Source organism: Gordonia sp. DT218, assembly GCF_049847105.1.
Lineage (GTDB): Bacteria > Actinomycetota > Actinomycetes > Mycobacteriales > Mycobacteriaceae > Gordonia.
On the sequence record NZ_JBNCNS010000004.1, the window covers coordinates 243,150 to 265,739 of the forward strand.

At 67.9% G+C, this 22,590-nt stretch carries 25 protein-coding genes; 11 read left to right on the plus strand and 14 right to left on the minus strand.

Annotated elements, in window-relative coordinates; translation table 11 throughout:
• Positions 1-20: 20 nt before the first annotated feature.
• Complete coding sequence (locus ACPXCG_RS16450; RefSeq protein ID WP_425793045.1) at positions 21-791, minus strand: lysophospholipid acyltransferase family protein; 771 nt, start codon at positions 789-791, stop codon at positions 21-23.
• A 94-nt stretch (positions 792-885) separates the two neighbouring features.
• Here ACPXCG_RS16450 and ACPXCG_RS16455 point away from each other — a divergent pair, with 94 nt between their 5' ends.
• Together ACPXCG_RS16455 and ACPXCG_RS16460 are read left to right on the plus strand one after the other, a co-directional pair.
• Positions 886-2,466: a Rieske 2Fe-2S domain-containing protein gene (locus ACPXCG_RS16455; RefSeq protein WP_425793046.1), complete on the plus strand. Its 1,581-nt coding sequence runs from the start codon at positions 886-888 to the stop codon at positions 2,464-2,466.
• A 103-nt stretch (positions 2,467-2,569) separates the two neighbouring features.
• On the plus strand, positions 2,570-3,145 hold the full coding sequence (locus ACPXCG_RS16460) for a TetR/AcrR family transcriptional regulator (protein WP_425793047.1): 576 nt from the start codon (positions 2,570-2,572) through the stop codon (positions 3,143-3,145).
• Positions 3,146-3,383: 238 nt separating this feature from the next.
• On the opposite strand, the gene ACPXCG_RS16465 is transcribed toward ACPXCG_RS16460, so the two are convergent.
• From ACPXCG_RS16465 to serS, 4 genes are all read right to left on the minus strand, one after another.
• A complete protein-coding gene (locus tag ACPXCG_RS16465; RefSeq protein WP_425793048.1) occupies positions 3,384-4,250 on the minus strand; it encodes a hypothetical protein in 867 nt (288 codons plus the stop codon).
• Between the two features lie 100 nt (positions 4,251-4,350).
• Positions 4,351-5,712, minus strand: coding sequence for a histidine phosphatase family protein (locus ACPXCG_RS16470; RefSeq protein WP_425793049.1), 1,362 nt, complete (start codon positions 5,710-5,712; stop codon positions 4,351-4,353).
• Between the two features lie 177 nt (positions 5,713-5,889).
• Positions 5,890-6,852 carry an EamA/RhaT family transporter gene (locus tag ACPXCG_RS16475; protein WP_425793050.1) on the minus strand — a complete coding sequence of 321 codons (963 nt, stop codon included), beginning with the start codon at positions 6,850-6,852 and terminating at the stop codon, positions 5,890-5,892.
• A gap of 27 nt (positions 6,853-6,879) precedes the next feature.
• Positions 6,880-8,136 carry a serine--tRNA ligase gene (gene serS / locus ACPXCG_RS16480; RefSeq protein WP_425793051.1) on the minus strand — a complete coding sequence of 419 codons (1,257 nt, stop codon included), beginning with the start codon at positions 8,134-8,136 and terminating at the stop codon, positions 6,880-6,882.
• Between the two features lie 135 nt (positions 8,137-8,271).
• Between serS and ACPXCG_RS16485 the strand changes: the two genes are divergently transcribed.
• Positions 8,272-9,204, plus strand: coding sequence for an SGNH/GDSL hydrolase family protein (locus tag ACPXCG_RS16485; RefSeq protein WP_425793052.1), 933 nt, complete (start codon positions 8,272-8,274; stop codon positions 9,202-9,204).
• 71 nt (positions 9,205-9,275) lie between these two features.
• Here ACPXCG_RS16485 and ACPXCG_RS16490 read toward each other — a convergent pair whose 3' ends face one another.
• Positions 9,276-9,620: an ankyrin repeat domain-containing protein gene (locus ACPXCG_RS16490; protein ID WP_425793471.1), complete on the minus strand. Its 345-nt coding sequence runs from the start codon at positions 9,618-9,620 to the stop codon at positions 9,276-9,278.
• Between the two features lie 240 nt (positions 9,621-9,860).
• Between ACPXCG_RS16490 and ACPXCG_RS16495 the strand changes: the two genes are divergently transcribed.
• Together ACPXCG_RS16495 and ACPXCG_RS16500 are read left to right on the plus strand one after the other, a co-directional pair.
• Positions 9,861-11,081 carry a septum formation family protein gene (locus tag ACPXCG_RS16495; protein WP_425793053.1) on the plus strand — a complete coding sequence of 407 codons (1,221 nt, stop codon included), beginning with the start codon at positions 9,861-9,863 and terminating at the stop codon, positions 11,079-11,081.
• A gap of 4 nt (positions 11,082-11,085) precedes the next feature.
• On the plus strand, positions 11,086-11,436 hold the full coding sequence (locus tag ACPXCG_RS16500) for a metallopeptidase family protein (protein WP_425793054.1): 351 nt from the start codon (positions 11,086-11,088) through the stop codon (positions 11,434-11,436).
• A gap of 17 nt (positions 11,437-11,453) precedes the next feature.
• On the opposite strand, the gene ACPXCG_RS16505 is transcribed toward ACPXCG_RS16500, so the two are convergent.
• Positions 11,454-12,116, minus strand: a complete 663-nt coding sequence (locus ACPXCG_RS16505; RefSeq protein WP_425793055.1) for a histidine phosphatase family protein — start codon at positions 12,114-12,116, stop codon at positions 11,454-11,456.
• The gene (gene pheA, locus ACPXCG_RS16510; protein WP_425793056.1) at positions 12,116-13,057 is read right to left on the minus strand and encodes a prephenate dehydratase; all 942 of its coding nucleotides are present in this window, start codon (positions 13,055-13,057) and stop codon (positions 12,116-12,118) included. The genes ACPXCG_RS16505 and pheA overlap by 1 nt, the downstream gene beginning before the upstream one ends.
• Before the next feature lie 129 nt (positions 13,058-13,186).
• On the opposite strand from pheA, the gene ACPXCG_RS16515 reads away from it, so the two are divergent.
• Positions 13,187-13,942: a DUF2470 domain-containing protein gene (locus ACPXCG_RS16515; protein WP_425793057.1), complete on the plus strand. Its 756-nt coding sequence runs from the start codon at positions 13,187-13,189 to the stop codon at positions 13,940-13,942.
• 32 nt (positions 13,943-13,974) lie between these two features.
• Positions 13,975-14,784, plus strand: coding sequence for a CPBP family intramembrane glutamic endopeptidase (locus ACPXCG_RS16520; protein ID WP_425793058.1), 810 nt, complete (start codon positions 13,975-13,977; stop codon positions 14,782-14,784).
• A gap of 8 nt (positions 14,785-14,792) precedes the next feature.
• On the opposite strand, the gene ACPXCG_RS16525 is transcribed toward ACPXCG_RS16520, so the two are convergent.
• From ACPXCG_RS16525 to ACPXCG_RS16535, 3 genes are all read right to left on the minus strand, one after another.
• A complete protein-coding gene (locus tag ACPXCG_RS16525; RefSeq protein WP_425793059.1) occupies positions 14,793-15,482 on the minus strand; it encodes a DUF4873 domain-containing protein in 690 nt (229 codons plus the stop codon).
• An 8-nt stretch (positions 15,483-15,490) separates the two neighbouring features.
• Positions 15,491-16,414 carry an AurF N-oxygenase family protein gene (locus tag ACPXCG_RS16530; RefSeq protein WP_425793060.1) on the minus strand — a complete coding sequence of 308 codons (924 nt, stop codon included), beginning with the start codon at positions 16,412-16,414 and terminating at the stop codon, positions 15,491-15,493.
• Positions 16,415-16,945: 531 nt separating this feature from the next.
• A complete protein-coding gene (locus tag ACPXCG_RS16535) occupies positions 16,946-17,131 on the minus strand; it encodes a hypothetical protein (protein ID WP_425793061.1) in 186 nt (61 codons plus the stop codon).
• A gap of 7 nt (positions 17,132-17,138) precedes the next feature.
• Between ACPXCG_RS16535 and ACPXCG_RS16540 the strand changes: the two genes are divergently transcribed.
• Complete coding sequence (locus ACPXCG_RS16540; RefSeq protein WP_425793062.1) at positions 17,139-18,062, plus strand: LCP family protein; 924 nt, start codon at positions 17,139-17,141, stop codon at positions 18,060-18,062.
• Positions 18,063-18,151: 89 nt separating this feature from the next.
• Positions 18,152-18,697, plus strand: a complete 546-nt coding sequence (locus ACPXCG_RS16545; protein WP_425793063.1) for a ferritin — start codon at positions 18,152-18,154, stop codon at positions 18,695-18,697.
• An 81-nt stretch (positions 18,698-18,778) separates the two neighbouring features.
• On the opposite strand, the gene ACPXCG_RS16550 is transcribed toward ACPXCG_RS16545, so the two are convergent.
• Positions 18,779-19,768 carry a DUF5926 family protein gene (locus tag ACPXCG_RS16550; RefSeq protein WP_425793064.1) on the minus strand — a complete coding sequence of 330 codons (990 nt, stop codon included), beginning with the start codon at positions 19,766-19,768 and terminating at the stop codon, positions 18,779-18,781.
• Between the two features lie 448 nt (positions 19,769-20,216).
• Here ACPXCG_RS16550 and ACPXCG_RS16555 point away from each other — a divergent pair, with 448 nt between their 5' ends.
• Complete coding sequence (locus tag ACPXCG_RS16555; protein ID WP_425793065.1) at positions 20,217-20,492, plus strand: hypothetical protein; 276 nt, start codon at positions 20,217-20,219, stop codon at positions 20,490-20,492.
• A gap of 31 nt (positions 20,493-20,523) precedes the next feature.
• Positions 20,524-20,790 carry a hypothetical protein gene (locus ACPXCG_RS16560; RefSeq protein WP_425793066.1) on the plus strand — a complete coding sequence of 89 codons (267 nt, stop codon included), beginning with the start codon at positions 20,524-20,526 and terminating at the stop codon, positions 20,788-20,790.
• Positions 20,791-20,817: 27 nt separating this feature from the next.
• Here ACPXCG_RS16560 and ACPXCG_RS16565 read toward each other — a convergent pair whose 3' ends face one another.
• Together ACPXCG_RS16565 and ACPXCG_RS16570 are read right to left on the minus strand one after the other, a co-directional pair.
• A complete protein-coding gene (locus ACPXCG_RS16565) occupies positions 20,818-21,624 on the minus strand; it encodes a glycerophosphodiester phosphodiesterase (protein WP_425793067.1) in 807 nt (268 codons plus the stop codon).
• Complete coding sequence (locus ACPXCG_RS16570) at positions 21,606-22,562, minus strand: DUF4328 domain-containing protein (protein WP_425793068.1); 957 nt, start codon at positions 22,560-22,562, stop codon at positions 21,606-21,608. The genes ACPXCG_RS16565 and ACPXCG_RS16570 overlap by 19 nt, the downstream gene beginning before the upstream one ends.
• Between the last annotated feature and the right edge of the window lie 28 nt (positions 22,563-22,590).

Here is a 22,590-nt window from a genome sequence, read left to right on the forward strand (position 1 = left end):
AGCCTATCTGGCGCGAACGATCAGGATTCCGCGTCCGGTGCGTCACGTTGCGCGCGCTTGGCGGCCTTCGCGGCCTGCTCGTCGGCGTCCATCCGGTTGGCTTCTTCGAGCGTGGGCGCCGCCCCGCCCAGGCGGGCGGGTACCCAGAACTCGCCTTCGGGGTGTTCGCCGTAGGCATCCTGCAGTTCGAGCAGCTTCTCGCCCATCACCTTGTGCAGCTCGGCGGTGATCGAGTCGGCGTCCCCCACCGGTTCGATGGGCTCGGCGACGCCGATCATGATCTTGACGCCGCTGCGACCCAGGTTCTTCGGATAGCCCTTCGTCCACACCCGCTGCGCTCCCCAGATGACCGTCGGGATGATCGGCGCTCCGGATTCCAGCGCCATCCGCGCGGCGCCGGACTTGAACTCCTTCAGCTCGAAGCTGCGGCTGATGGTCGCCTCCGGGTACACCCCGACGAGCTCGCCTTGCTTCAGATAGTCCACCGCGTCCCGATAGCTCTGTGCCCCGCTGCCGCGGTCCACCGGGATGTGCTTGAGGGCACGCATGATCGGACCGGAGACCTTGCTGTCGAAGACTTCTTTTTTCGCCATGAACCGCACCTTGCGGCGGTGCTGCAGGAACGCCGGGATTCCCGCGTAGGTGAAGTCCATGTACCCGGTGTGGTTGATCGCCACCACCCCCGGTCCGTCCTTCGGCACGTTCTCGACGCCGGACACCGTGAACTTCAGCCCCTCGGCCAGCCACAACAGTCGTGCGGTCGTGATCACAGCGTCGTAGACGGGTTCCATGCGTCGAGCTTAGGTCATCGCCGAGGGGCTACCCTGAAGGCCGATTTGTTCTCGGACCATCCCCGCTCGGTCCGAGTGCTCAGGAGGCGAGAAGTTGCAGATCACCAGCATCGGACATGCCGGTTTCCACATCCGGACCACCGCCGGATCCATTCTCTGTGATCCGTGGGTCAACCCTGCCTATTTCGCGTCATGGGTGCCGTTCCCGGACAACTCCGAACTGGACTGGAAGTCGCTGGGCGATTGCGACTACCTCTACGTATCGCACTTGCACCGCGACCATTTCGACGAGCGCAATCTCCGCGAGAATGTGAACAAGGACGCCACCGTCCTGCTGCCCGACTATCCGGTGCCCGATCTGCGCCGCGAGCTCGAGGAGCTCGGCTTCCACACCTTCGTGGAGACCGAGGATTCGGTGAAGACGACCATCACCAACGACAAGGGTTCGCTGGACGTGATGATCATCGCACTGCGAGCGCCGGCCGACGGCCCGATCGGCGACAGCGGGCTGATCGTCTCCGACGGTGAGACCACCTGCTTCAACATGAACGACGCACGTCCCATCGACCTCGACGTGATCGACGAGTCGTTCGGTCACGTCGACGTCCATCTCCTGCAATACTCGGGCGCGATCTGGTACCCGATGGTCTACGACATCCCACGCAAGTCGAAGGCCAACTTCGCGGCGCAGAAGCGACAGCGGGGCATGGACCGGGCCCGGTCCTACATCGAGCAGGTCGGGGCGAGCTGGGTGGTCCCGTCGGCCGGGCCACCGATGTTCCTCGACGACGACCTGTTCGGTCTGAACGACTTCGGCTCCGGCGTCGACGGTGCGGACGAGACGTCCATCTTCCCGGACCAGGAGACCTTCCTGGAACAGATGCGGATTCACGGCACGGACGACGGCGAGCGCCACCGCGGCCTGCTGATGGTGTCCGGGTCGGTCGCCGATTTCACCGGCCCGGCGTTGAACGAAGTCTCGCATCCCTATGCGCCGCACGAGGTGTTCGGCGAGAACAAGCGGGCCTACCTGGAGCGGATGAAGCAGAAGTTCGCGCCGGTCATCGCCGCCGACAAGGCGACCTGGGCCGTCGACGACGGCGAGCCGCTGCTGCCGGCACTGCGGGACCTCTTCGAGCCGATCATGGCGCAGTCCGATCTCATCTGCGACGGCATCGGCTATCCGGTCGGTCTGGTGATGGACGACCAGACCGTGGTACTCGACTTCCCGAATCGCATCGTCCGTGATCCGAAAGAGGGAGAAGGCAAGTACCGTTACGGTTTTCGGATCGCTCCGGAGTTGGTGCGGACCGTTCTCCGCGACGACGAACCCGACTGGGTCAACACGATCTTCCTCTCCACGCGATTCACCACGTGGCGGATCGGCGGGTACAACGAGTACCTCTACACGTTCTTCAAGTGCCTCAGCGACGAGCGGATCGCCTACGCGGACGGCTGGTTTGCCGAGGCACACGACGATTCGTCGTCGATCACCAAGGACGGCTGGGAATTACAGCGCCGCTGCCCGCACCTGAAGGCGGACCTCTCCAAGTTCGGCGTGATCGAGGGCGAGAAGCTGACCTGCAACCTGCACGGTTGGCAGTGGGACCTGCCGAGCGGCCGATGCCTCACATCCAAGGGGCACGAGTTGCGCTCCCGACGGCTCGAGGGCTGAGCCTCACGAGCCGAGACGGCAGAATCCGAGAAGTCCAGTGGCACAACGCTCTTACCGTGGCCGCACGGTCGAGGAACGGCAGTCCGAACGTCGGGACAGGTTCATGGCCGCCGCACTCGACGTCTTCGGCACCGGCGGTTACGACCGCGGTACCGTGTCGGCCATCTGCGCCGCAGCCAAGTTGTCCCGCAGGCAGTTCTATGAGCTGTTCGACACCCGCGAAGACCTGCTGATCGCGGCCTACGACATGATCCACGGCGAGGCGCGTGACGCCGTGCTGGCCGCCTTCGCCGACGTCGACCAGGCGGACGCCGGTATCGAGGAGCGCACCCGCGCAGCCGTGGGGGCGTTCTTCGACTCGGTCGCGACGGATCCACGTCGCATGCGGATCGCCTTCGTCGAGGTCGGCGGCGTGAGCAGTCAGGTCGAGAGTCACCGCGTGCAGGCCCGCGGGCAATGGACCGAATTCTTCTCCGCCGCGGCCGCCGAGTTCACCGGATTGTCGGAGTCGGAGTTCGGCTTCACCTACGAGGCCGCCGCGTTCATCGGTGCGCTGACCGAGGCCGGGCATCTCTGGGCGACCAGTGAACACCGGCCCGAGCGGGACACCGTGGTGGAGATGCTCGTCGGCATCATCCTGTCGTTTGCCGCGGGCCGGTCCACGCCGAAAGACCACTGACGCAGCAATTGCCCGCGCTGACCTGCCGTGCTACCTTCTGCGCAATGTGGAACTCGGTGTTCTCACATTGCCGGCTTCGCTGGTGACCACGGCGTGCCGTCCCGCCCTCGTCGCGGGAGGTCATGTCGGTCTGGGGGTCACCGGAGCGGTGCTCGGAGATCTCTTCGGCGCCGCTCCGGTGACGGCCTCGTCTCACCCCTGACGTGTGTCTCATCCCTGTCTTCTCTCATCCCTGTCTTCATCCCTGGGGAACCGCAGGTGACGACGCCACGGTGACCGCACCCGCGACGGCCGCGACGAACGCGATGGCCGCCACCGGCCCCCACCCGGCACGCGTGGTGTCGCCGAGCAGCGCGATGCCCACCGCGCCCGGCACCACCGTCTCCCCGACGACGAGGGCCGCGGCGGCACCGTTGACCGAACCGGTCTGCAACGCGACGGTGAACAGGTAGAAACCGCCCACACCACACACGACGATCGCGTATGCGGCCGGATCGGTGAGCAGTTCACCGAGGGCGAACGGCTCGATCCCGTGCACGATGCGGACCGCGACCGCCATCAGTCCGAACACGACGCCGCCGAGCAACCCGGCGACCACCGCGATGCGTGCACCCAGGACCTGGACGATCGCCTGGCCGCCGGCGATGAGTGCGAGCCCGAGGATCAGTACCGTCCAGTGCAGCCACGCCCCGTCGTGGCCATGCCCCTCGTCGGCGGAGGCCAGCGCGAGCACGACCAGCGCGACGATCACGACCGCGATGGCGATCTGGTCGCGCGTCCGCAGGCGGACGTGGAGGATCACAGTCGCCAGGATCGCCGTCACGACGAGGTTCGCGCTGACGATCGTCTGCGCGAGGAACAACGGGATTTCTCGCGCCGCGACGAGGTTCCCGATGAATCCGATGCCGTCGAGGACCAGACCGGCCAGGAACGAGACGGTGAGCATCGCGGTCACCGTCGACCGCAGGCTGGGAGCGTGCGACTGCCCGGATGCGTCCGTGTCCACCGTCGGATCCGCCACGCTCTGGGCGCCCCGGGCCTGGAGTACCGATGCCGTGCCGTAACCGAGCGCAGCGACGACGGCGGCGACGATCCCGATGATCATCGGATCAGTATCGCCTGTCAGCGGCCGTCAACCCGTCTGGTCGACCGATTGCCTGCCGGGCGGTGCCATCCCGGCTGGGAGGTACCGCCCGGCAGGAGGCTCACGCCGCGGCACTCCCTGCGTCGTCGGCACCGTCGCCACCGGAATCGTCTGACGCCGCTCCCGCGTCCGCCGTGTCCTCCACGCCCGCATCGGCAGCATGACTGTCATCGGTCGTGGATTCCGCACTGCCGGACCCACCCGCGTCTGCGCCGGTGCCGTCGGCACCGTCGGATGCGGTGACATCTGCATCAGCACCGGCACCGTCGCTCGCCGGCGACGCCGAACCCCCGGTCTCCGCTTGGTAATCGGTCTCGGCCGGGGCCTGCACCTCGTCCTCGGTGTTCCCGGTCGCGGTCTCCTGTGTCGCCGCGTCCCCGCTCGCGGACACCTCGCTCGCGGACACCTCGCTCGCGGACACCTCGCTCGCGGACACCTCGGTCGCGGTCTCGGTGGTGTCCTCGGTCCCGGTCTCGGTGGTGGCGTCCTCCGGTACAACCGGCTCCTCGGAGTCGGTCGTCGCCGGGACCGCGGCCGAACCGGCCACTTCCTTGATGACGGCGGCGTTCACCGCTCGTGCGAACTTGATGACCGAGAAGCCGGCGTCGGCGAGGCCGCGATTCGCCGCCGTCGCGATGGCCGTGCCGTCGTGCGAATCCCAGGCCGCGACGACGTCATCGGTGGTGGCACCGAGTTGACGTTGCAAGGTCCGGAACTGCATCTGCACCTGTGAGGACAGCGTCGGTTGAGTGCCGAACTTCTGGCCGTTCCAGTCCAGCAACACCCATCCGTCCTCCGGATTTCCCTCGACGACAACATAATCGGTGTTGTCCAGCGAGGCGGTCGTCAACAGCTTGATCTTGTCCGCAAGGGTGAGGTTCTGCGCATTGATCATCGTCCAGATCATGATCGTCCCACCGTGGGAGAAGACCACCGCGTTGCGGTCACCGTTGTCGTAGACGGTCTGCAGGGCGCCGTTCACCCGGTCGTTGAACTCATATCCGTTGCTCGCGCCCGGGATCCGCATGTCCAGCTGGCCCGCCATCCAGGCACCCAGGTACAAGGCGTACCCATCGGCCGCCTCAGCCTCCGGAGTGCCCTCGTAGATCCCGGCCTCGATCTCGCGGAACCCCGGCAGCACCTGGATCGGCAGACCCAGATACTGGGACATGGGCGCTGCGGTGAGCTGCGTCCGCACCATGGACGATGCGTAGATCCCGTCGTAGTTGTTGTCCCCCAGCAACTGCGCTACGGCCTTCGCCTGTTGCTGCCCCTTCTCGGTGAGGACAGGCCCGGGGACGGAGGTGTCGATCAGACCCGAGGCATTACCTTCGGACTCGCCGTGCCGGACAAACGTCACCTGCATCATCTCTGCAGCCGAGGCCGGCACGGCCGCGAGCAGGATGACGACGGCCGAAGCCATCAAGGTGAGCAGGGCGCGCCATCGTAAGACGCGTCGGCGCCGGGATGGTCCGGGCTGAACAAGGCGGTATGTCATACGTCACTCTCCAGGAGCCGAATGGGACATATCACCCTGGCTCGTCGAACGTATGACCGGCAACGACACTTCCCGCTCAGCGGGCACTCAGGAAACGGGAGTTCAAGAAAGTGGGTCGGAGCCCTTGTGCGCGCGGTCCAGACCCGGCTGCTGGGTACGGCCGTAGCCCCGGGGCATGTTCGTGACGTCGGCGGATTCGACCGCCGTGACCGCACCCGAGGAGGCGAGGACGACGCCACCCCCGACCGCGGCGACGAACGCGACGATCGCGACCGGGCCCCAACCGGCGCGCGTCACATCGCCCAGCAGCAGGATGCCGACCAGACCGGGAAGTACCGTCTGTCCCACCACCAGGGCGGCGGCCGCACCGTTGACCGACCCTGTCTGCAACGCCACGGTGAACAGGTAGAAGCCGCAGATCCCGCTGAACAACAATCCGTATAGCGCCGGGTCGGTGAACAGGGTGCCGGGGTGGAAGGGGTCGAGGCCGTCGAGGATTCGTGATGCCACCGCCATGACGCCGAAGAGCGCCCCGGCGATCAACCCGGTGGCGGCGGCGATGTGCTTGTGTATCTTGCGCATGACGACGATGCCGAGGCCGAACACGAGCGGCCCGGCCACCAGGACCGCCCAGTGCGTCCAGCGGTCGTCGTCGACGCCCTCGCGACCGGCCGACACCGCCAGCAGCACCAGTGACGCGATCACCACCGATCCGGCGAGCCAGTCCCGCATGGTCAGCGACACGTGCAGGACGACCATCGCCAGCAACGCGGTCGCCACCAGTCGCGCCGAGATGATGGTCTGCGACAGGAACAACGGGATCAGCCGGGCCGACAGGATGGTGGAGATGAACCCGACGATGTCGAAGACGAACCCGATCAGGAACGGCACCGTGAGCATCGTGAGCATTGTGGACCGAAGTGACGGATGGGATTTCGATGATTTCCGGCGTTCTTCCCGGATCGCCGCGCGGTGCGCGACCTGATCTGCTCCCAGCGCCTGCAGCACTGCTGCCGCGGCAAACGCGATGGAGCCGATCACCGCGATGATGATGCCCGTGGTCATCCGACGGCGGCTATTCCGTGTGCCGGATCATTTGGGCTCGAGCACTTCGGTGCCCACGAACCGCGCGAGCTCCGGCGGGAGCTTCACCGAGCCATCGGGCTGCTGGTGGTTCTCCAGGATCGCGACGATCCAGCGAGTGGTCGCGAGGGTACCGTTCAGCGTCGCCGCGATCTGGGGTTTGCCGTTCTCGTCGCGGTAGCGGATGGACAGCCGCCGCGCCTGAAACGTCGTGCAATTCGACGTCGAGGTGAGTTCCCGGTAGGTGTTCTGGGTCGGCACCCAGGCCTCGCAGTCGTACTTGCGGGCGGCCGACGAGCCGAGATCTCCACCGGCGACATCGATCACGCGGTAGGGCACGTCGATGGCGGCGAGCATGTCCCTCTCCCAGCCGAGCAGCTTCTGATGCTCGGCTGCGGCGTCCTCGGGTCTGCAGTAGATGAAGCCCTCGACCTTGTCGAACTGATGCACCCGGATGATGCCGCGGGTGTCCTTGCCGTAGCTGCCGGCCTCCCGTCGGAAGCAACTCGACCAGCCCGCATAGCGTTTCGGTCCGTCGGCGAGGTCGATGATCTCGTCCGAGTGGTAGCCGGCCATCGGCACCTCCGATGTCCCGACCAGATAGAGGTCGTCGTCCGCGAGGTGATAGACCTCGTCGGCGTGGGCTCCGAGAAAACCGGTGCCGCCCATGATCTCCGGCCGCACCAGCACCGGCGGGATCATCAGGGTGAACCCGTTCGCCACCGCTTTCTGCGCGGCCATGTTCAGCAGTCCGAGCTGGAGCAGGGCGCCTTGGCCGGTCAGGAAGTAGAAGCGCGATCCGGACACCTTGGCCCCGCGCTCCATGTCGATGAGCCCCAGCGACTCCCCGAGTTCCAGGTGGTCCTTCGGGTCGTCGATCGTGCGCGGTTCACCGACATGCTCGAGCACCACGTAGTCGTCCTCGCCACCGGCCGGCGCGCCGTCCTCGACCAGATTGGAGATCGCGCGGTGCGCGGCCGTCGCCGCCTCGTCGGCCGCATGCTGGCGGCCGACCGCGGCCTTCACCTGCTCGGCGAGGTCCTTGCCCTTGGCCAGCAGTGCGGTCTTCTCGTCACCCTGCGCCTTGCCCACCTGCTTGCCGAGCGCCTTCTGCTCGGACCGCAGCGTGTCGGCCTCGACGATGGCCGACCGTCGTGTGGCGTCGGCGTCGAGCAGGGCGTCGACCAGGCCTGGATCCTCGCCCCTCGTCCGCTGCGAAGCTCGCACGAGGTCGGGGTTCTCACGAAGAATCTTGAGGTCGATCACGTATGAAACCCTACTTGAGGTGTGGTTGCGCCCGTAACGGAGTAGCGCCGCCCGCCGATCCTCATCACGACACCTCGCGCCCCGCACTCGCCCGGCGCTCCTCCATCTCTGCCCGGTCCGGAAAGGACTCCCCGCATGCACGTGACCCGTGCGTTTCTCACGCGTACCGCAACCGTCGCGGCTTCTCTGGTGACCGTCGCGATCGTCGCCGCGGGTATGGCGATCGTCGAGCTGAGCAGTCCCGACGTGGAGGCCTCCGCGGCGCGCAACGAGCGCGCGGCGTCGGTCGGCCGCCCGGCTGCGAAGTATGTGGCCTTGGGGAGTTCGTATGCGGCCGGTCCGGGCGCCACCCGGCTGGTGGATCGACGGTGCCTGCGGACCACGGACAATTACCCACACCAGGTCGCCGCCGCCCGCGGCCTGTCGCTCACCGACGTCACCTGTTCCGGAGCGACCACGGCGAACATTCTCCGGACACCCCAGTCGCCGTACGCCGGCGTCCCGCAGATCACCGCGGTCACGCCGGACACCGATCTGGTCACCGTCACCATCGGCGGGAACGACCTGGGCTACATCAGCCGCGTCGCCGCGCAAGGCTGCGCGAACACGGTCGCCGATCTGACACATGGCATTGTGATCAGCGGTTGCCGCGTGGGCGCACGGATCCGTCCGGAGCCGTCGGCTGCCGCCTACCTGGCGGTCGAGCACGCGATCGTCGAGATCGTCTCCGAGGTCCGTTCCCGCGCACCGCATGCCAAGGTCGTGATCGTCGACTATCCACCTCTGATCGATCCGCACGCGCCGCACTGCAGTCGGATTCCGTTGACCGCGGCAGAGGTCGCCGAGACCGTACGCGTCCACGACGGGCTGGTCGCCGCGACAGCGCGCGCTGCCCGCAGCTCCGGGGCCGCGCTGGTGACCGCTTCGAAAACCGGCGCCGCGCACACGGCGTGCTCGGCGACACCGTGGCTGTCGGGATTCGAGCCGCCCGCGCCGTATCATCCGACGGAGCTCGGTAAATCGGGTGTTGCACAACTGGTTCTGCGCGTGCTGAACCGGGCGGGCTGAGGGCGGGGGTCTCGATACGCCACTCCCGGGCTCGCGGCTACTCGACCGGCGGAGTGGTCGCAGGCTCGCGGCTACTCGACCGGGGGCTCCCAGAATCGGACATAGTCGGCGCGATCGAACATCTGGGCGGCGTCGTGCGCCGACGGCGCGCCCGCGTACGGGTCGGCCCCGCCGCGCACCAGGATCTCCACCACGTCGTCGTAGCCCTTGAACACAGCACCGGCCAGCGGCGTCTGCCCCTTGTCGTTGGCGACGTTCGCGTCCGCGCCGTGGTCGAGCAACGCGGTCACCGTCGGCGCCGACCCGTGATACGCGGCGAGCATCAGCAACGAATCCCCCGCCTGGTTCCGCAGATCGACGGGCACCCCGGCCTCCAGGTAGGCCCGCAGTGTCTCGGCATCGCCGGCCCGGGCCATGTCGAAGAGCCGACCGGCCAGTTCGGCGATGTCGTCGGGGACCTCGGCGCCGGCCTCGTTCGGGTGGTCGGGGTTGTCGGGGGTCACGGGCGCGAGTCTAGTGGCGCAATTCCGGCGCCAGGCGATCGTCGCCGCTCGGCAGCGGTACGACGGAGGCACGACGGAGGGCACGACGGAGGGCACGACGGAGGGCACGGCAGGGGTACTACGCCCTCCCGACAACAGGCATGATGGATCCCGATGAACGACGACGACCCCACTCCCGACGACGCCGACGACTGGGTGCGCCTCCCCGGCGACGACGACACCGACCGTGTGGACGTCGTCGACGATTCCCCAGGCGAGGGGCAGCCGACCGGCGGCGACGCCGAACCGGACGAGGCGACGAAGCCCAGCGGATGGCTCACCACCATGCTGGCCCACCCCACCCGCGTGGTGTTGTCGGCGGTGGTGATCGGTGCGATCGTGGCCGGCGGCATCGCGCTCGCGATGGGGGTCTTCAACGACAGCGGCAGCGTGGGCGGGACCGACATCGGCGAGAACGAACGGATCGCCCAGAACGCCTTCACGAAGTCGGTGACCGGGGATTGCCTGGATTGGCCCGCCGGCGACCCCGGCAACCCCAGCAAGGTCGGCTGCGATCAGAAACACCGATTCGAGGTCGCCGGACCGCTGGACACCGCAGTGCTGCCCGGCTCGGAGTTCGGCGAATCCGCCGTGTGGCCGGGTACCGAACGATTCGCCGCGATCCGCGACGAGCAGTGCCCGGTGATGGTCGACCAGTACCTGGACGGACGACTCGATCCGCAGGGACGGTTCTCGGTCGGCATGATGTACCCGTCGCAGGTGCAGTGGGACAAGGGTGCCCGGGAACTGCGCTGCGGAGTCCAGCAGACCGGGAAGGACGGCGCCCCGGATCAGTTCGTCGGACGCGTCGGCGACCAGGACCAGTCCTTCCAGTGGCCTGCCGGCACCTGCATCGGGATCGACCGGGCGACCAGGAAGCCGACCGGGACCACGGTCAACTGCACCGAGGCACACGCGTTCCAGACCACCGGCACGGTCTCCCTCGCGCCACGGTTCGGCGATCGACTCTCGGGCAAACCGTGGCCGGCGGCCCAACAGCAGAACGACTACCTGCAATCCATCTGCCCGGTCCAGGCGAACAGATTCCTCGGCGGCAAGAACAAGCTGGACGCGACCACCCTGAACGTGCAGTGGTCGGTGCTGTCGGAGCCCAGTTGGCTCGCCGGCAGCCGAACGGTCGTCTGCTACCTGGGCCTTCCCGACGCGGGCGGGTTCGCCACGCTGGTCGGCGATGCCCGGTCCACCCTTCTCATCAACGGCAAACTCCCGGTCCCGCCGCCGCAGGCGCCCCCCGGCCGCGCGTTGCCGACACCGGTTCCCCTCCCGCCCGGCGTGGAGCCCAACCCGATCGAGACGCCGGCTCCGGCCGGGTGAGCCGATGCCGATCCAGATGTCCGACGACGAGTTCGACGGGCTGGTGTCCGACGCTCTCGACACCATCCCGTCGGAGTTGACCGACAACATGTCGAATGTGGTGATCCTCGTCGAGGCGCACAACCCCGAGGAGCCGACCATCCTCGGCCTCTATCATGGCGTCGCGCTCACCATGCGAGACCACGAGTACGGCGGCTACCTTCCGGACACCATCACCGTCTACCGCGAACCGATCCTGGCGATGTGCCGCGACCGCGACGAGGTGGTCCGCGAGGTCGCCGTGACCGTGATCCACGAGATCGCCCACCATTTCGGCATCGACGACGCCTGGCTGCACGCCAACGGCTGGGGCTGAGAGTTCAGGCTGGGCGATCAGCCCATCGGGTCGGTCACGAGCGGTTCGTCGACCGTCGGGCCGAACGGACCGGTGACGGCGCCCCACCGGTGCAGACGCCACAGGCCGTCGACGTACTCGAGTTCGATGCTGCCGGTGTTCTGCAGATGCGTGCTCGCCGCAAAGGTCGGGTCGACACCGGCGAGCCGTGCCGCGATCAGGCGGATCGCAGCGCCATGACTGACCACATAGACATCGCGCTGATCGGGTCCGACCAGGTGCCGGGTGGTGAGATCGTCGATCACCGGCAGATAGCGTTCGTAGACCATCGCGAGTGATTCGCCACCCGGGATGCGTGCCTCGATGTCACCTCGGTGCCAGCGGTCCACGATGTCCTTGAACACGCCGTGGGCGTCGTCGTCGGAGCGGTCCTCGAGCTCGCCCACCTGGACCTCGTGGATGCCGTCGGCGACGTCCGGGTTCGTTCCCCACACCGATCCGATCAACTCGGCCGTCTGCTGGGCACGTCGCGCCACCGAACTGACCAGGACCACCCGATCGTCGGGTGTGTGTTCCAAGGCGAACCGCACGCCCTGGCGTCCGCCGAAATCCGTCAGACCGGCGCCGGGCAGCGCGGTGTCGAGCCGTCGCATCACGTTCGACGTGGTCTCGCCGTGCCGGACCAGGTGCAGCCGCGCCACTACCGGACCTCCCCGCGGCGCAGGGCGGCGAACCAGGCGGCGCTGTCGGACGGATCCGGCGGCGGCGCCCCGGTGCCGCGATCGACCGGCCACGAGCCCAGGTAGGTCACCCGCTCACACCGTCGGTACAGGGCACGCAACGCCTCGCCGACCGCGTCGTCGTCGAGGTGACCGACGGCGTCGAGGTAGAACCGGTAGGACCCGGGTACGTCTCGCCGGGGACGCGACTCGATACGGGTCAAATCGATTCCCCGCGAGGCGAATTCGTTCATCGCGGACATCAGGCTGCCCGGCACGTTGGGGAGGTCGAGGATCACCGAGGTGCGGTCGGCGCCGGTCGCGGACGGCGGCGGCCCGGGACGCCCGATCAGGAGGAAGCGGGTGTAGGCGTCGTCGGCGTCGGCCACCCCGTCGGCCAGGGTCACCAGCCCCGACAACCCGGCCGCCGGCGAGGTCGTCACCGCGGCATCGGCGCGTTGCGCCGCGACGTCGGCGGCGGCCGCCGCGTTCGACGACGCCGTCACGAACTGGGCGTTCGGATAGAGCTTCTCGACCGATTCACGCACCTGCGCGGCGGCGACCGGATAAGCGGCGAGGCTGCGCACCTCGGTGGCGGGGATCGGCGTCCGGGCGGCGATGGTGAACGCGACATCGAGGACCACCTCGGCGAACACCTGCACGCGGCCCGCGGTGCCCGGACCGGGCGGGACCAGCGCATCCGCGGTGGCCGGAACGGCTCCCTCGACGGAACTCTCGATCGGTACGCACCCGAAATCGGCGACCGCCCCACGAACCATCTCGATGGTCGCCGCCGGACTCTTCGCCGCGATCTTCTGCGCGTCACCAGCCGTTCGTGGCAACTGCACGCCCGAGGCGAGCACCTTGTCGAGGGCGATCTCGGTGAAGGTCCCCGATGGCCCGAAATATGCGAACACTGTCACGACAAGATCGTAGTCGAGCGGGCGCTCTGCCCAGTTCGCCTTCGGACCGGCCCGAACGAAAACGTTGACGAGCAAGGCCATAGTCTTTTAGGTTAGGTTTACCTTCATTGATCGAGAGCGAGGGAGCGCATGGCGCACGCAGTCACCGACCACCCGTCGGATGCCGAACTGATCCAGACCGCATGCCGGCGCGTGACCGGCGCGACCCTGGCCGTCGAGGGCGCCGAGACAGCGCCCGTCAACGTGATCCACCTGTTCGAGTCACAGGCCTTCGTGCTCGTGCCGACCGACGGCGAGGCGATGCTTCTCGCCGGCGACAGCCCCGACGGGATGGCCGCGATGGTCGAGGTCACCGACTGCGCTCCCATCGATCTCCGCGAACGCGTGCGGTCGCTCATCTGGCTGACCGGCCACCTGCACGCGGTCCCGTCGAACCTGGAACGCGACCTCGCGGTGGAGATCGCCGCCGAAGATCCCGACGACGGGCTCCTCGACATCGGCCACGGCCACTCGATGCTGCGCCTGCAGATCGACAGCGCGGTCATCGCCACGGCCTCGGGGGCCGCATCGGTCCCGGCCGCCGAACTCGCCGGGGCGCTCCCCGACCCGTTCTGGGAGTACGAAACCGACTGGATCGCCCATCTCGACGCCGACCACGCAGACGTGGTGGGCCGGCTGGCGCGCACGCTGCCGCGAGCGCTGCGCACCGGACGCGTCCGTCCGCTCGGACTCGATCGCTTCGGCATCCGGTTCCGCATCGAGGGCCCGGCCGGCGATTCCGACATCCGGCTGCCCTTCGCCCGGCCGGTCTCCGACGTCTACGAACTCTCCCAGGCGCTGCGCAACCTCGCGGGCTGTCCGTTCATCAACAGCCTGCCCGACTGACCGGCCCGGCGCGCACCCGTAAGCTGTGCGCCATGCGCGCCACGCTCCGATCGGTACTGACACCGGAGCGCCCGCGGACCGTCGACGTCGTGACCGACCCCACCGAACGGCGGGCCATCGTCGTCGAACTGGCGATCGTCGGTGTGCTCACCTTCCTGTTCTCCGCAATTGCCGCCGCGCTCTCGCTCATCGAGGCGCAGCTGTCGGGAGGGATCGGGAACACCACCGTCGCACTGAATCCGTCGCGCTCGGATCTCGACTGGATCGACTTCGTGCGGCAGCTGATGAGCGCGATCCGGCTGTTCGCGATCGGCGCTCTCGGGATCTATCTCTTGTGGCGCAGCGGGATCGGACTGAACCGGGTCGGCCTCGGCCGATGGGCACCGCGCCGCGACATCCCGGCAGGCGTCGGTCTCGCCGCGCTGATCGGGCTGCCCGGTCTCGCCCTGGTCGCCATCGCCCGTGCGCTGGGGATGAACGCCCATCTGGTGCCGAGCGAGGTCGACGGCGTGTGGTGGCGCTGGCCGATCCTGATCCTGATCTCGATCGGCAACGCGGCGGCCGAGGAGATCATCGTGGTCGCCTACTTCATCACCCGGCTACGCCAGCTCGGCACGTCGGAGAATGCCTCACTGGCCGCCAGTTCGGTGCTTCGCGGTGGCTATCACCTGTACCAGGGCGTCGGCGCGGGCCTCGGGAACGTGGTGATGGGGCTGGTCTTCGGGCGGTTCTTCCAGATCACCTCACGCGTCTGGCCGTTGGTGATCGCACATGCGGTGATGGACGTCGTCGCGTTCGTCGGGTACGCGCTGCTCCACGACCATCTCAGCTGGGTGGGTTGACCCGACCGTCAGATGGTCAGTGGTTCCAACGCATACGGCGGCGCGCCGACACCGACGACCCGCACCGCACCCGACGGCGTGACCTCGGCCAGCCGCGCGTCCACCGGTTCTCGATCCCCGATCGACACGGTCACGTGCTTCACCCGATCGTCCTTCCACGTCCGCACGTCGGTGCCGAACGCCGTTCCGGCCCAGTGGTACAGCCCGTCGAGCGGATCCAGATACCCGGAGATGCGCAGGTGCGCGAAAATCTCGTCACCGTCGGCGGAGAGCGTCGCGTCGCCGTCGAAGACGTCGTCGTCGATCGACTCGGTCCCGACCCAGTCGTAGTCATCCGGGCGGAAAGTTCGCAGCCGCTTGCGGCGAGTGCGCTCCGAACCCACTGCGGCCCAATCATTCTCGATCGTCCGCCGCACCACCACCGACCTCGCGCCGGTCACGGCGAAGTGCTCGATCAGGTCGACGAGGTAGCCGATCGCCCGCTCATCGGTGAGAAAGAATTCGCCGGGCCGTCCGGCCGAGGCGACGCCCAGATAGCCACCATCCGGCGACGGCGCCTCGCGTACCGCGAGATCACCGGGCGCCGGGTCGTCGACGATCTCGATCATCATCGGCGACTGGCCGATTCGTGTCTTGAGCCGACGGGCGAGCGGCCCGCACCCGATTACCGCGACCGAGGTGGTCTCCGGAGTGGTCACTGGGCCCGTCACAGGAACCCGCCACGACGCCAGCCGTATCGGGAGAGCCTGCTCATCAGTCCGGCGCTCTCGAGAAATGATGCGAGTGAGGCGAATCCGCGTACCTGGGCCTCACGGAACCGAGGGTTGGCGCGGGCTGCGCGAGCCGCGGCCCGACCGTCGAGCCCGGCCCGGCGATACATGGCGGGATTGGTGAAGAGCCGGCGGAAGAGGACACCGGCGAAGGCGTGCCCGTTGGCCGCGACGAAGGTCTCCCATCGGCCGCGGATCGGCTTGCGCCGCATGATCCCGTCGCGGGCGAAACCGATGTGCCGGGCCTCCTCCGCGACGTGCACCTGCATGAGACGGGCCACCAGCGGCTGCAGCCGGGGATCGTCGAGCATCTCGCGTTGCAGGGCGTCGAAGATCTCCTCACCCACCAGCGCGGCCACCCACAGGAGACTGCCCCGCAGCGCATGGGGCAGCAGTGCCATCCCGACCCGCTCCCACAGTCGCATCTGGAACGGCCGGGCACCCGACCACTCGATGGCCCGGCCGAACATCACCATGTGCCGGCATTCGTCGCCCATCTCGGTGAGGGCGTAGTGGGTCGTCGCCGAGGCCGGGTCGGCGACCATCAGTCTGGCCAGCAACGTGCGATTCAGCAGATTCTCGAACCAGATGCCGACCGAGAGGATATTGGCCATCTCCTGCCGGGACAGGTCGATGCGCTGCTGCGGCGAGAGCCCTTCCCAGATCTCGGTGCCCACCAGGCTGAGCACGCTGGGCGGCAGGAAGTAGCGCTCGGGTTCGGGGGCCCGATCCCAGTCCAGATCGACGACCGGTGCATACGACCGCTTCACGGAGCCGTTGATCAGTCGCCGCGAGACGGCCTCCCGGCCCGCGGTGTCATCGCGTTCTGCCTCGGTCGTCGCGCGGGTCGTCACGGTCATCGCACACCTCCGGATCGGTACTGCCTGTGACCTCCGACACTAAATACGCGGGACGTATGTGTCAATACTCACTGTCACAGTTGGTGATGTTGTTTTGTGCGATGGGTCGCAGGCGGCCGCTCACGGGCCAGAATCCGGATCGGCGATGCGTACATTGGTTGGGATGAATACGCCAGAGCCGCCGATGATGCGTCGGCACGGTGGCCCGCCCGGGCCCGCGCCGCGCTCCGGTGACCCTGCCCAACGGGGTGCTCCGGGCGGGCGACCGCCCCGCCGCAACCCGGTGCCGCCCGTCGAGAACGGCCCGACGCGACAGATGCCGCCCGGACGTGGGCCGGTCCCGCCCCCACGCCAGTCCCCACCTCAGGCCCCATTGCCTCAGGCCCCATCGCCTCGAGCCCCATCGCCTCAGCCCGGCGCCCCCGAACCCACCGCCCATCTGCGCGACCGCCGGTCCGACGGCTCGCGCTATCAGCCCCCGCTGGCATGGTCGGACTCGCCGGGGTCACCGAGACCCGGCTACGCGCCGACTCAGCAGCCGGAGCCCATCCCGGGGCGCCCGGCCGAACCGCCCAGGCGTTCCGCGGAGCCGGGTCGTTCGGGTTCGCGGGGGTCGGGCGGTGTCCCGCCCCGCCGAACACGGTCGAGCTCGACGACCGCACCGCCGGCACCCAAGCCGAAGCGAAAACGTCGTCGGCTGCGGATCGGTCGGCTCATCCTGGCCGTGCTGCTCCTCTTCGTCGTCGCGTCGGTGGGTCTGCTCTTCTACTACGACGGCAAGCTCCACCGCACCGAGGCGCTCGTCCCCTACGCCGGCCGACCGGCCGACACCCCGGGCACGAACTGGTTGATCGTCGGTAGCGACTCGCGCGCGGACCTGAGTGACGACCAGCGTCAGCAGCTCTCCACCGGCGACAGCGACGGTTCCCGCACGGACACCATCATGATGGTGCACAAGCCGCCGAGCGGTTCGGCGATGATCATCAGCATCCCGCGCGACCTCTACGTCCCGATCCCCGGTCAGGGATCGCACAAGATCAACGCCGCCTTCAGTTTCGGTGGGCCCCAGCTACTCACCCAGACGGTGGAGCAGCTGTCGGGCGTCCGGATCGACCACTACGCGGAAATCGGCTTCGGCGGGTTCGACAGCGTGGTCGACGCCGTTGGCGGCGTCACCATCTGTCTCGATGAACCGCTCAATGATCCCAAGGCCGGTCTGAAGCTGCCCAAGGGCTGCCAGGAACTCAACGGCAAGCAGGCACTCGGACTCGTCCGCACCCGTGCCTTCCCCAATGCCGATCTCGAGCGGGTGGTGAACCAGCGCAAGTTCCTGAATGCCTTGATGGCCAAGGCGACAAGTCCGTCGGTGCTCGCCAATCCGTTCCGGCTGATCCCGTTCGTCAACGGAGCGGTCGATGCGCTCACCGTGGACGAGGGTGACCACATCTGGAACCTCATGGGGCTCGCATGGGCGTTGCGCGGCAACCCGATCACCACCACCACACCCACCGGCGGGGACGAGTACACCGACGACGGTGACTCACTTGCCGTGGGGGACAACACCGAACAATTCTTCAGCTACATCCGCAAGGGCGTCGCCGTCCCCGACGACCTCCTGTCCGGCAAGGGCGGCGTGCTCGGCGGCTGAGGTGAGGCGAGCCGAATGTTGGTGAGGCTGAACTCAGTTAGGCTCAACTGGGCTGAACTGGGCTTTTCGGGCCTTCTACGATGAACCCCATGACAGCCACCACGGACGAGACCGTCTTCCACAAGCTGCTGCATGACCAGATCGGCAACGAGTTCGCCGCCGCACAGCAGTACACCGCGGTCGCCATCTACTACGACAGCCACGACATGCCGCAGCTGGCGAAGCACTTCTATGCCCAGTCGGTCGAAGAGCGCAACCACGCGATGATGATCGTGCAGTACTTCCTCGATCGCGACATCGATGTGGAGATCCCCGCCGTCTCGGCTCCCCGCAACGACTTCGCCGACTACCGGGCACCGATCGAACTGGCCCTGACACAGGAGAAGACCGTCACCGAGCAGATCGTCGATCTGGCCCGGGCCGCCCGCGACAACGGCGACTACCTCGGCGAGCAGTTCATGCAGTGGTTCCTCGCCGAGCAGGTCGAGGAGGTCGCCACGATGACCACCCTGCAGACGATCGCCGAACGCGCACAGGGCAATCTGTTCGACCTGGAGAATTTCGTCGAGCGCGAGGTCAATGGCGCGCCTGCTTCCGCGACGCCTGCCCCTGCTGCCGCAGGCGGCAATCTGTAAGAACGCGCGTGGCCCGTTTCACATGCTCAGCGCGTTTCACATCATTCAGCCCGTTTCACATACTCGACGCGTTTCACATACTCAGCGCAGTGTGACCTGCCGACCGCGAATACCATCGCGCGAACGGAGTTCGGCGGTGCTGAGATCGCCGGTCTGGGCCATCGCCTCGGTGAGCCATTCGTCGAACCGGTCCAGGCCGGGGTACCACTCCTCATGGTGGAGCTCGTTGTCCAGATCGAACACCGGCACCAGCAGCCCGTGGGTGCGGAACGATCCGGCGAAACGCGAACCCTCGCCGAGGGTCAGGCGATCCGCGGCATGCAGCCGGGCCAGCGCGGTCATCAGGTCGTCCTCGTCCTCCGGTCGCACCCACCTCAGATGGGCGCGCTCGCCGGCGTCGACCCACCAGGGTGCGCCGACACCGCTCTTCGGGTTCAGACGCGCGGTCGGCATGATCGAGTCGTTGGCCCGCTGGAACATGTCCGCGATCTCCGGCGGCACATCGGTTCCCGCCGGGAACCACCACGAGAAGTCGTCGTAGACGACCAGTTCCAGCTGCGCATCCACGTCGAGCAACTTGGTCAGCGACCGCGAGGTGGCGGCGGGCGCGTACTCCGCATCCGGCTCGGCGTGGGCTGCCCACTCGATGGCTTCGGCCAGCGATCCGGTCAGGTCGGCGGGCTCCGGGTCGGTCTGCATCGCGACGAGGCCCTCGGGCCCGTTCGTCGCGTCGCGGACCAGCGCCGGCACCGCGCCGGGCAGGATCGTCGCGAGTCGAACCTCGTTCCGAATACCCTTCGGCCGTTGCGATTTCGCCGAAGGGGCGGAATCGTCGGGCAGCGCCGACGTCAGTTCGGGTTCGGCCGGTCCGGGTTCGACGAGCGCGAGATCGGCGATGGCCGAGGCCACGAACGCGCGCAACGCCACGAGGTCGCACTCGGCCGCCAGTCCCGCAAAGGGCCTGGGCGGCGGTGCCATCGCGGCGAGCTGCCGCTCCTTGCGGGCGGCCACCCGCTCGGCCCGATTACTGCCCGGACGCGGTCCGCTGCCCCGCTTGCTCTTCTTCGCCATGCGTCCACCTTCTCATGAGGCGACACCGCCGAGCCGAGGGTGGCGGCCCGCCGCGTGGCCGGAATCGGGCACCCGGCCTGCTCAGACTGGTCGGGTATGGGCGTGAACGATCGAACCCATGGCGGCATCTCGGTGAGCGAACGCCGGGATCACCGTCGCGGCCGATTTCTCGACGCAGGCCTGGCGCTTTTCGGGGAGGACGGCTACCAGAACGCCTCCGTGTCGGCGCGCGCCCTGCGCCTCCACAACCTCAGTGACGTCCTCGTCCGATTTCTGCTCGCGCTCACCTGGAGTTCACCGGAGCCGTATCGCTGCGCCCACCACCATGAGGCGGTATTTTATTATCGTGAACGAAGTTCACCTGTGTGGTTGCGCGAATCAGAGGAGGACACATGCTGCATCACGACGTGGCCGGTACCGCCCGCGGTACGGAGGAGGTCGGACAGACATGGCTCTTCTGAAGAAGAAGCGTGAGGCCGAGCCCGAGGCGGAGTCGGCCACCGAGACCGCACCGAGCGATCCGGAGATCGTCATCGGCACCACGGTCTCGGCCACTCTCGACGACGGTACCGTCGTGGAGGCTGTCGTGGTCGACGACTTCGGTGAACAGACCGAGGCCTCACTGACCCACATCGGGTCTCGACCGATCCGTGCCAAGCGCTGGGCCATCAAATCGGCCACCGGCGAGTTGGCCTTCACCGACACCATCGAACCGCGCCACTAGCCGATAAGCGAGCGCACTTCCCAAGTGCGACATGGCGAATTGTCAGGGGGGCAATCCGTTGGTCAGTAGTTCTGCCGAGATCTTCACGTCCGAGGACCATGCGCGGATCACCGCCGCAGCGCGAGTACGCAGGCACGTCGCATTCGATGAGGTTGCGGCGCTGCGTACTCCGGGTCCGGCGTGGTCGTCGTATCTCGATGCTCTCGGACTGCCCGATCTGGCCGACCGCGCTCGAGCCAGGCTACCCACCGACATCGCCGACTTCGCGGCGCGCTCACGCGACATCGGGACACGATGAGATCCGCCGCATCCCCCAGCCCGGGACTCAGTCGACGGTGACCAGCCAGTCACGCACCTTCGCAGGACGATTGGTCGCGAGCCAGCGAACGCCGAGATCCGCGCAGAGCTGGACGTCGACCTGCTCGTCGACAGTCCAGCAGTAGGTGACCCGACCGGCCGCGGCGGCCCGGTCGACCAGATCCGGGTTCAGCCGCAGGGTTTCCACGGACGGCCCGATGCCGGTGGCACCCACCGCCGTCGCGGCACTGCCGCCGAGCAAGCGGGCGGTGTCCCCGAGCAGGATCGTCGGCAACATCGGGGCGTGCCGGCGAATCCGCCACACCCCGGCCGACGAGAACGAGATGACCACCGCGCGACTGTGATCCGCCGACGGCGGCGTGCCCACACCGAACTCGTGGAGCAGCGCCAGCAACTTCTGCTCCACCAGGCTGCCGTAGCGGACCGGATGCTTGGTCTCGATGAACAGCCGCACCGGCCGTCGCCAATCCAGCGTCAGGGAGAGCAGTTCTCGCAGGGTGAGCACCGACGCCTTGTCGCCTGCCGGATGCCAACTGCCGAAATCCAGATCGCGTAGTTCCGCCAGCGACATCTCGCTGACCACACCGGTTCCGTCGGAGGTCCGGTCGACGGTGCGGTCGTGGACGCAGACGAGCTCCTGGTCACTGGTCAGCCGGACGTCGCATTCGAGGCCGTCGGCTCCCTGACTCAGGGCCAGCTCGTAGGCCGCCAGGGTGTGCTCGGGGAGCGCCTCCGAGGCGCCACGGTGGGCCACCACGGCGGGCTTGCCGGATCGGGAGATCTGCTCGACACCCGTCATGCGACCGCCACCCATCGTCGCGACGGTAGCGGCTCGTCCTGAGGTGCACCGAAGATCGCCATCAGGCGGGTGCCGAGCCACCAGGCGAACACGCCGGACACCGCCGAGCTGATCACCACCGCCGCCAGTCCGTTGGCAGAGGTCTGGATCGAGCCCGATGCCGTCGCGACGACGCGAGTGATCACCGCGATCAGTGCGAGGACGTTGACGATCGCCCAGGCCACCCACAGCTTGGTGAGCCGGCGCCGTGTGCGCTCGGGCTCGAGATCGTCGCGCATCCGGGCGACCTCGTGCAGCAGGACCGCCGCTCCCGCCACGTTGACCAACGGTACGGCCGCGAGCAGTGCGATCTGCCACCTCGGTCGCGGGTCGCGGAGATCGTGCCGGCGATAGGCATCGTCGCGCAGGGCGGTGATCCACCTCGTGAAGACGACGGTGGCATAGACGAACACCCCGAATGCCACCAGCCCGCCGAAGATCGCCAGAAATGCCGATGCCCGGTCCGTCCAGCCGGCGACCGGCACGGACCGGTTCACCACCAGGAGGATGTAGCGGAGCAGATGGACGACCGCGGCCAGCCCGAGCGCACCGGCAAGGAGCCGCAGTGCATGCAGGAGGACCGCCGTCAGCGCCTCCAGCGGATTGTGACCGTCGCCGCCGGCCTCGACCGGGACATCACGCAGGCCCCATCGCGGGACGTAGACGTATCGCGGGATCGGCCGCGGACCGGGTGCGACCATTGGGCGCCGGGCCGGGATGGCCTCCGGCGGCCGGCGGGCGACCCACCGGACATGCCTGCTCCGGTAGAGCCGACTGCTGCGCGGGCCGCTCGAGGGTTGACCCGGAGCCGACGGCGCCGCCGGCCGGGCCTGGATCTCACGATGGGATGCCGTCGGGCCGTGCGGCGTTTGCGCCGGGCCCGCCCGGTCGCCGATCACATCACTGTCGACCACGCGCAGCGGTCCGCCACAACGCGGGCAG

Bases quoted from the DNA above. Each gene is read 5' to 3' on its own strand.
- ACPXCG_RS16450 (WP_425793045.1), bottom strand. From the start codon at position 791: ATGGAACCCGTCTACGACGCTGTGATCACGACCGCACGACTGTTGTGG.
- ACPXCG_RS16460 (WP_425793047.1), top strand. From the start codon at position 2,570: ATGGCCGCCGCACTCGACGTCTTCGGCACCGGCGGTTACGACCGCGGT.
- ACPXCG_RS16465 (WP_425793048.1), bottom strand. From the start codon at position 4,250: ATGATCATCGGGATCGTCGCCGCCGTCGTCGCTGCGCTCGGTTACGGC.
- ACPXCG_RS16470 (WP_425793049.1), bottom strand. From the start codon at position 5,712: ATGGCTTCGGCCGTCGTCATCCTGCTCGCGGCCGTGCCGGCCTCGGCT.
- ACPXCG_RS16475 (WP_425793050.1), bottom strand. From the start codon at position 6,852: ATGACCACGGGCATCATCATCGCGGTGATCGGCTCCATCGCGTTTGCC.
- ACPXCG_RS16485 (WP_425793052.1), top strand. From the start codon at position 8,272: ATGCACGTGACCCGTGCGTTTCTCACGCGTACCGCAACCGTCGCGGCT.
- ACPXCG_RS16490 (WP_425793471.1), bottom strand. From the start codon at position 9,620: ATGGCCCGGGCCGGCGATGCCGAGACACTGCGGGCCTACCTGGAGGCC.
- ACPXCG_RS16495 (WP_425793053.1), top strand. From the start codon at position 9,861: ATGAACGACGACGACCCCACTCCCGACGACGCCGACGACTGGGTGCGC.
- ACPXCG_RS16500 (WP_425793054.1), top strand. From the start codon at position 11,086: ATGCCGATCCAGATGTCCGACGACGAGTTCGACGGGCTGGTGTCCGAC.
- ACPXCG_RS16515 (WP_425793057.1), top strand. From the start codon at position 13,187: ATGGCGCACGCAGTCACCGACCACCCGTCGGATGCCGAACTGATCCAG.
- ACPXCG_RS16520 (WP_425793058.1), top strand. From the start codon at position 13,975: ATGCGCGCCACGCTCCGATCGGTACTGACACCGGAGCGCCCGCGGACC.
- ACPXCG_RS16530 (WP_425793060.1), bottom strand. From the start codon at position 16,414: ATGACCGTGACGACCCGCGCGACGACCGAGGCAGAACGCGATGACACC.
- ACPXCG_RS16535 (WP_425793061.1), bottom strand. From the start codon at position 17,131: ATGAGCCGACCGATCCGCAGCCGACGACGTTTTCGCTTCGGCTTGGGT.
- ACPXCG_RS16545 (WP_425793063.1), top strand. From the start codon at position 18,152: ATGACAGCCACCACGGACGAGACCGTCTTCCACAAGCTGCTGCATGAC.
- ACPXCG_RS16550 (WP_425793064.1), bottom strand. From the start codon at position 19,768: ATGGCGAAGAAGAGCAAGCGGGGCAGCGGACCGCGTCCGGGCAGTAAT.
- ACPXCG_RS16555 (WP_425793065.1), top strand. From the start codon at position 20,217: ATGGCTCTTCTGAAGAAGAAGCGTGAGGCCGAGCCCGAGGCGGAGTCG.
- ACPXCG_RS16560 (WP_425793066.1), top strand. From the start codon at position 20,524: ATGGCGAATTGTCAGGGGGGCAATCCGTTGGTCAGTAGTTCTGCCGAG.
- ACPXCG_RS16565 (WP_425793067.1), bottom strand. From the start codon at position 21,624: ATGGGTGGCGGTCGCATGACGGGTGTCGAGCAGATCTCCCGATCCGGC.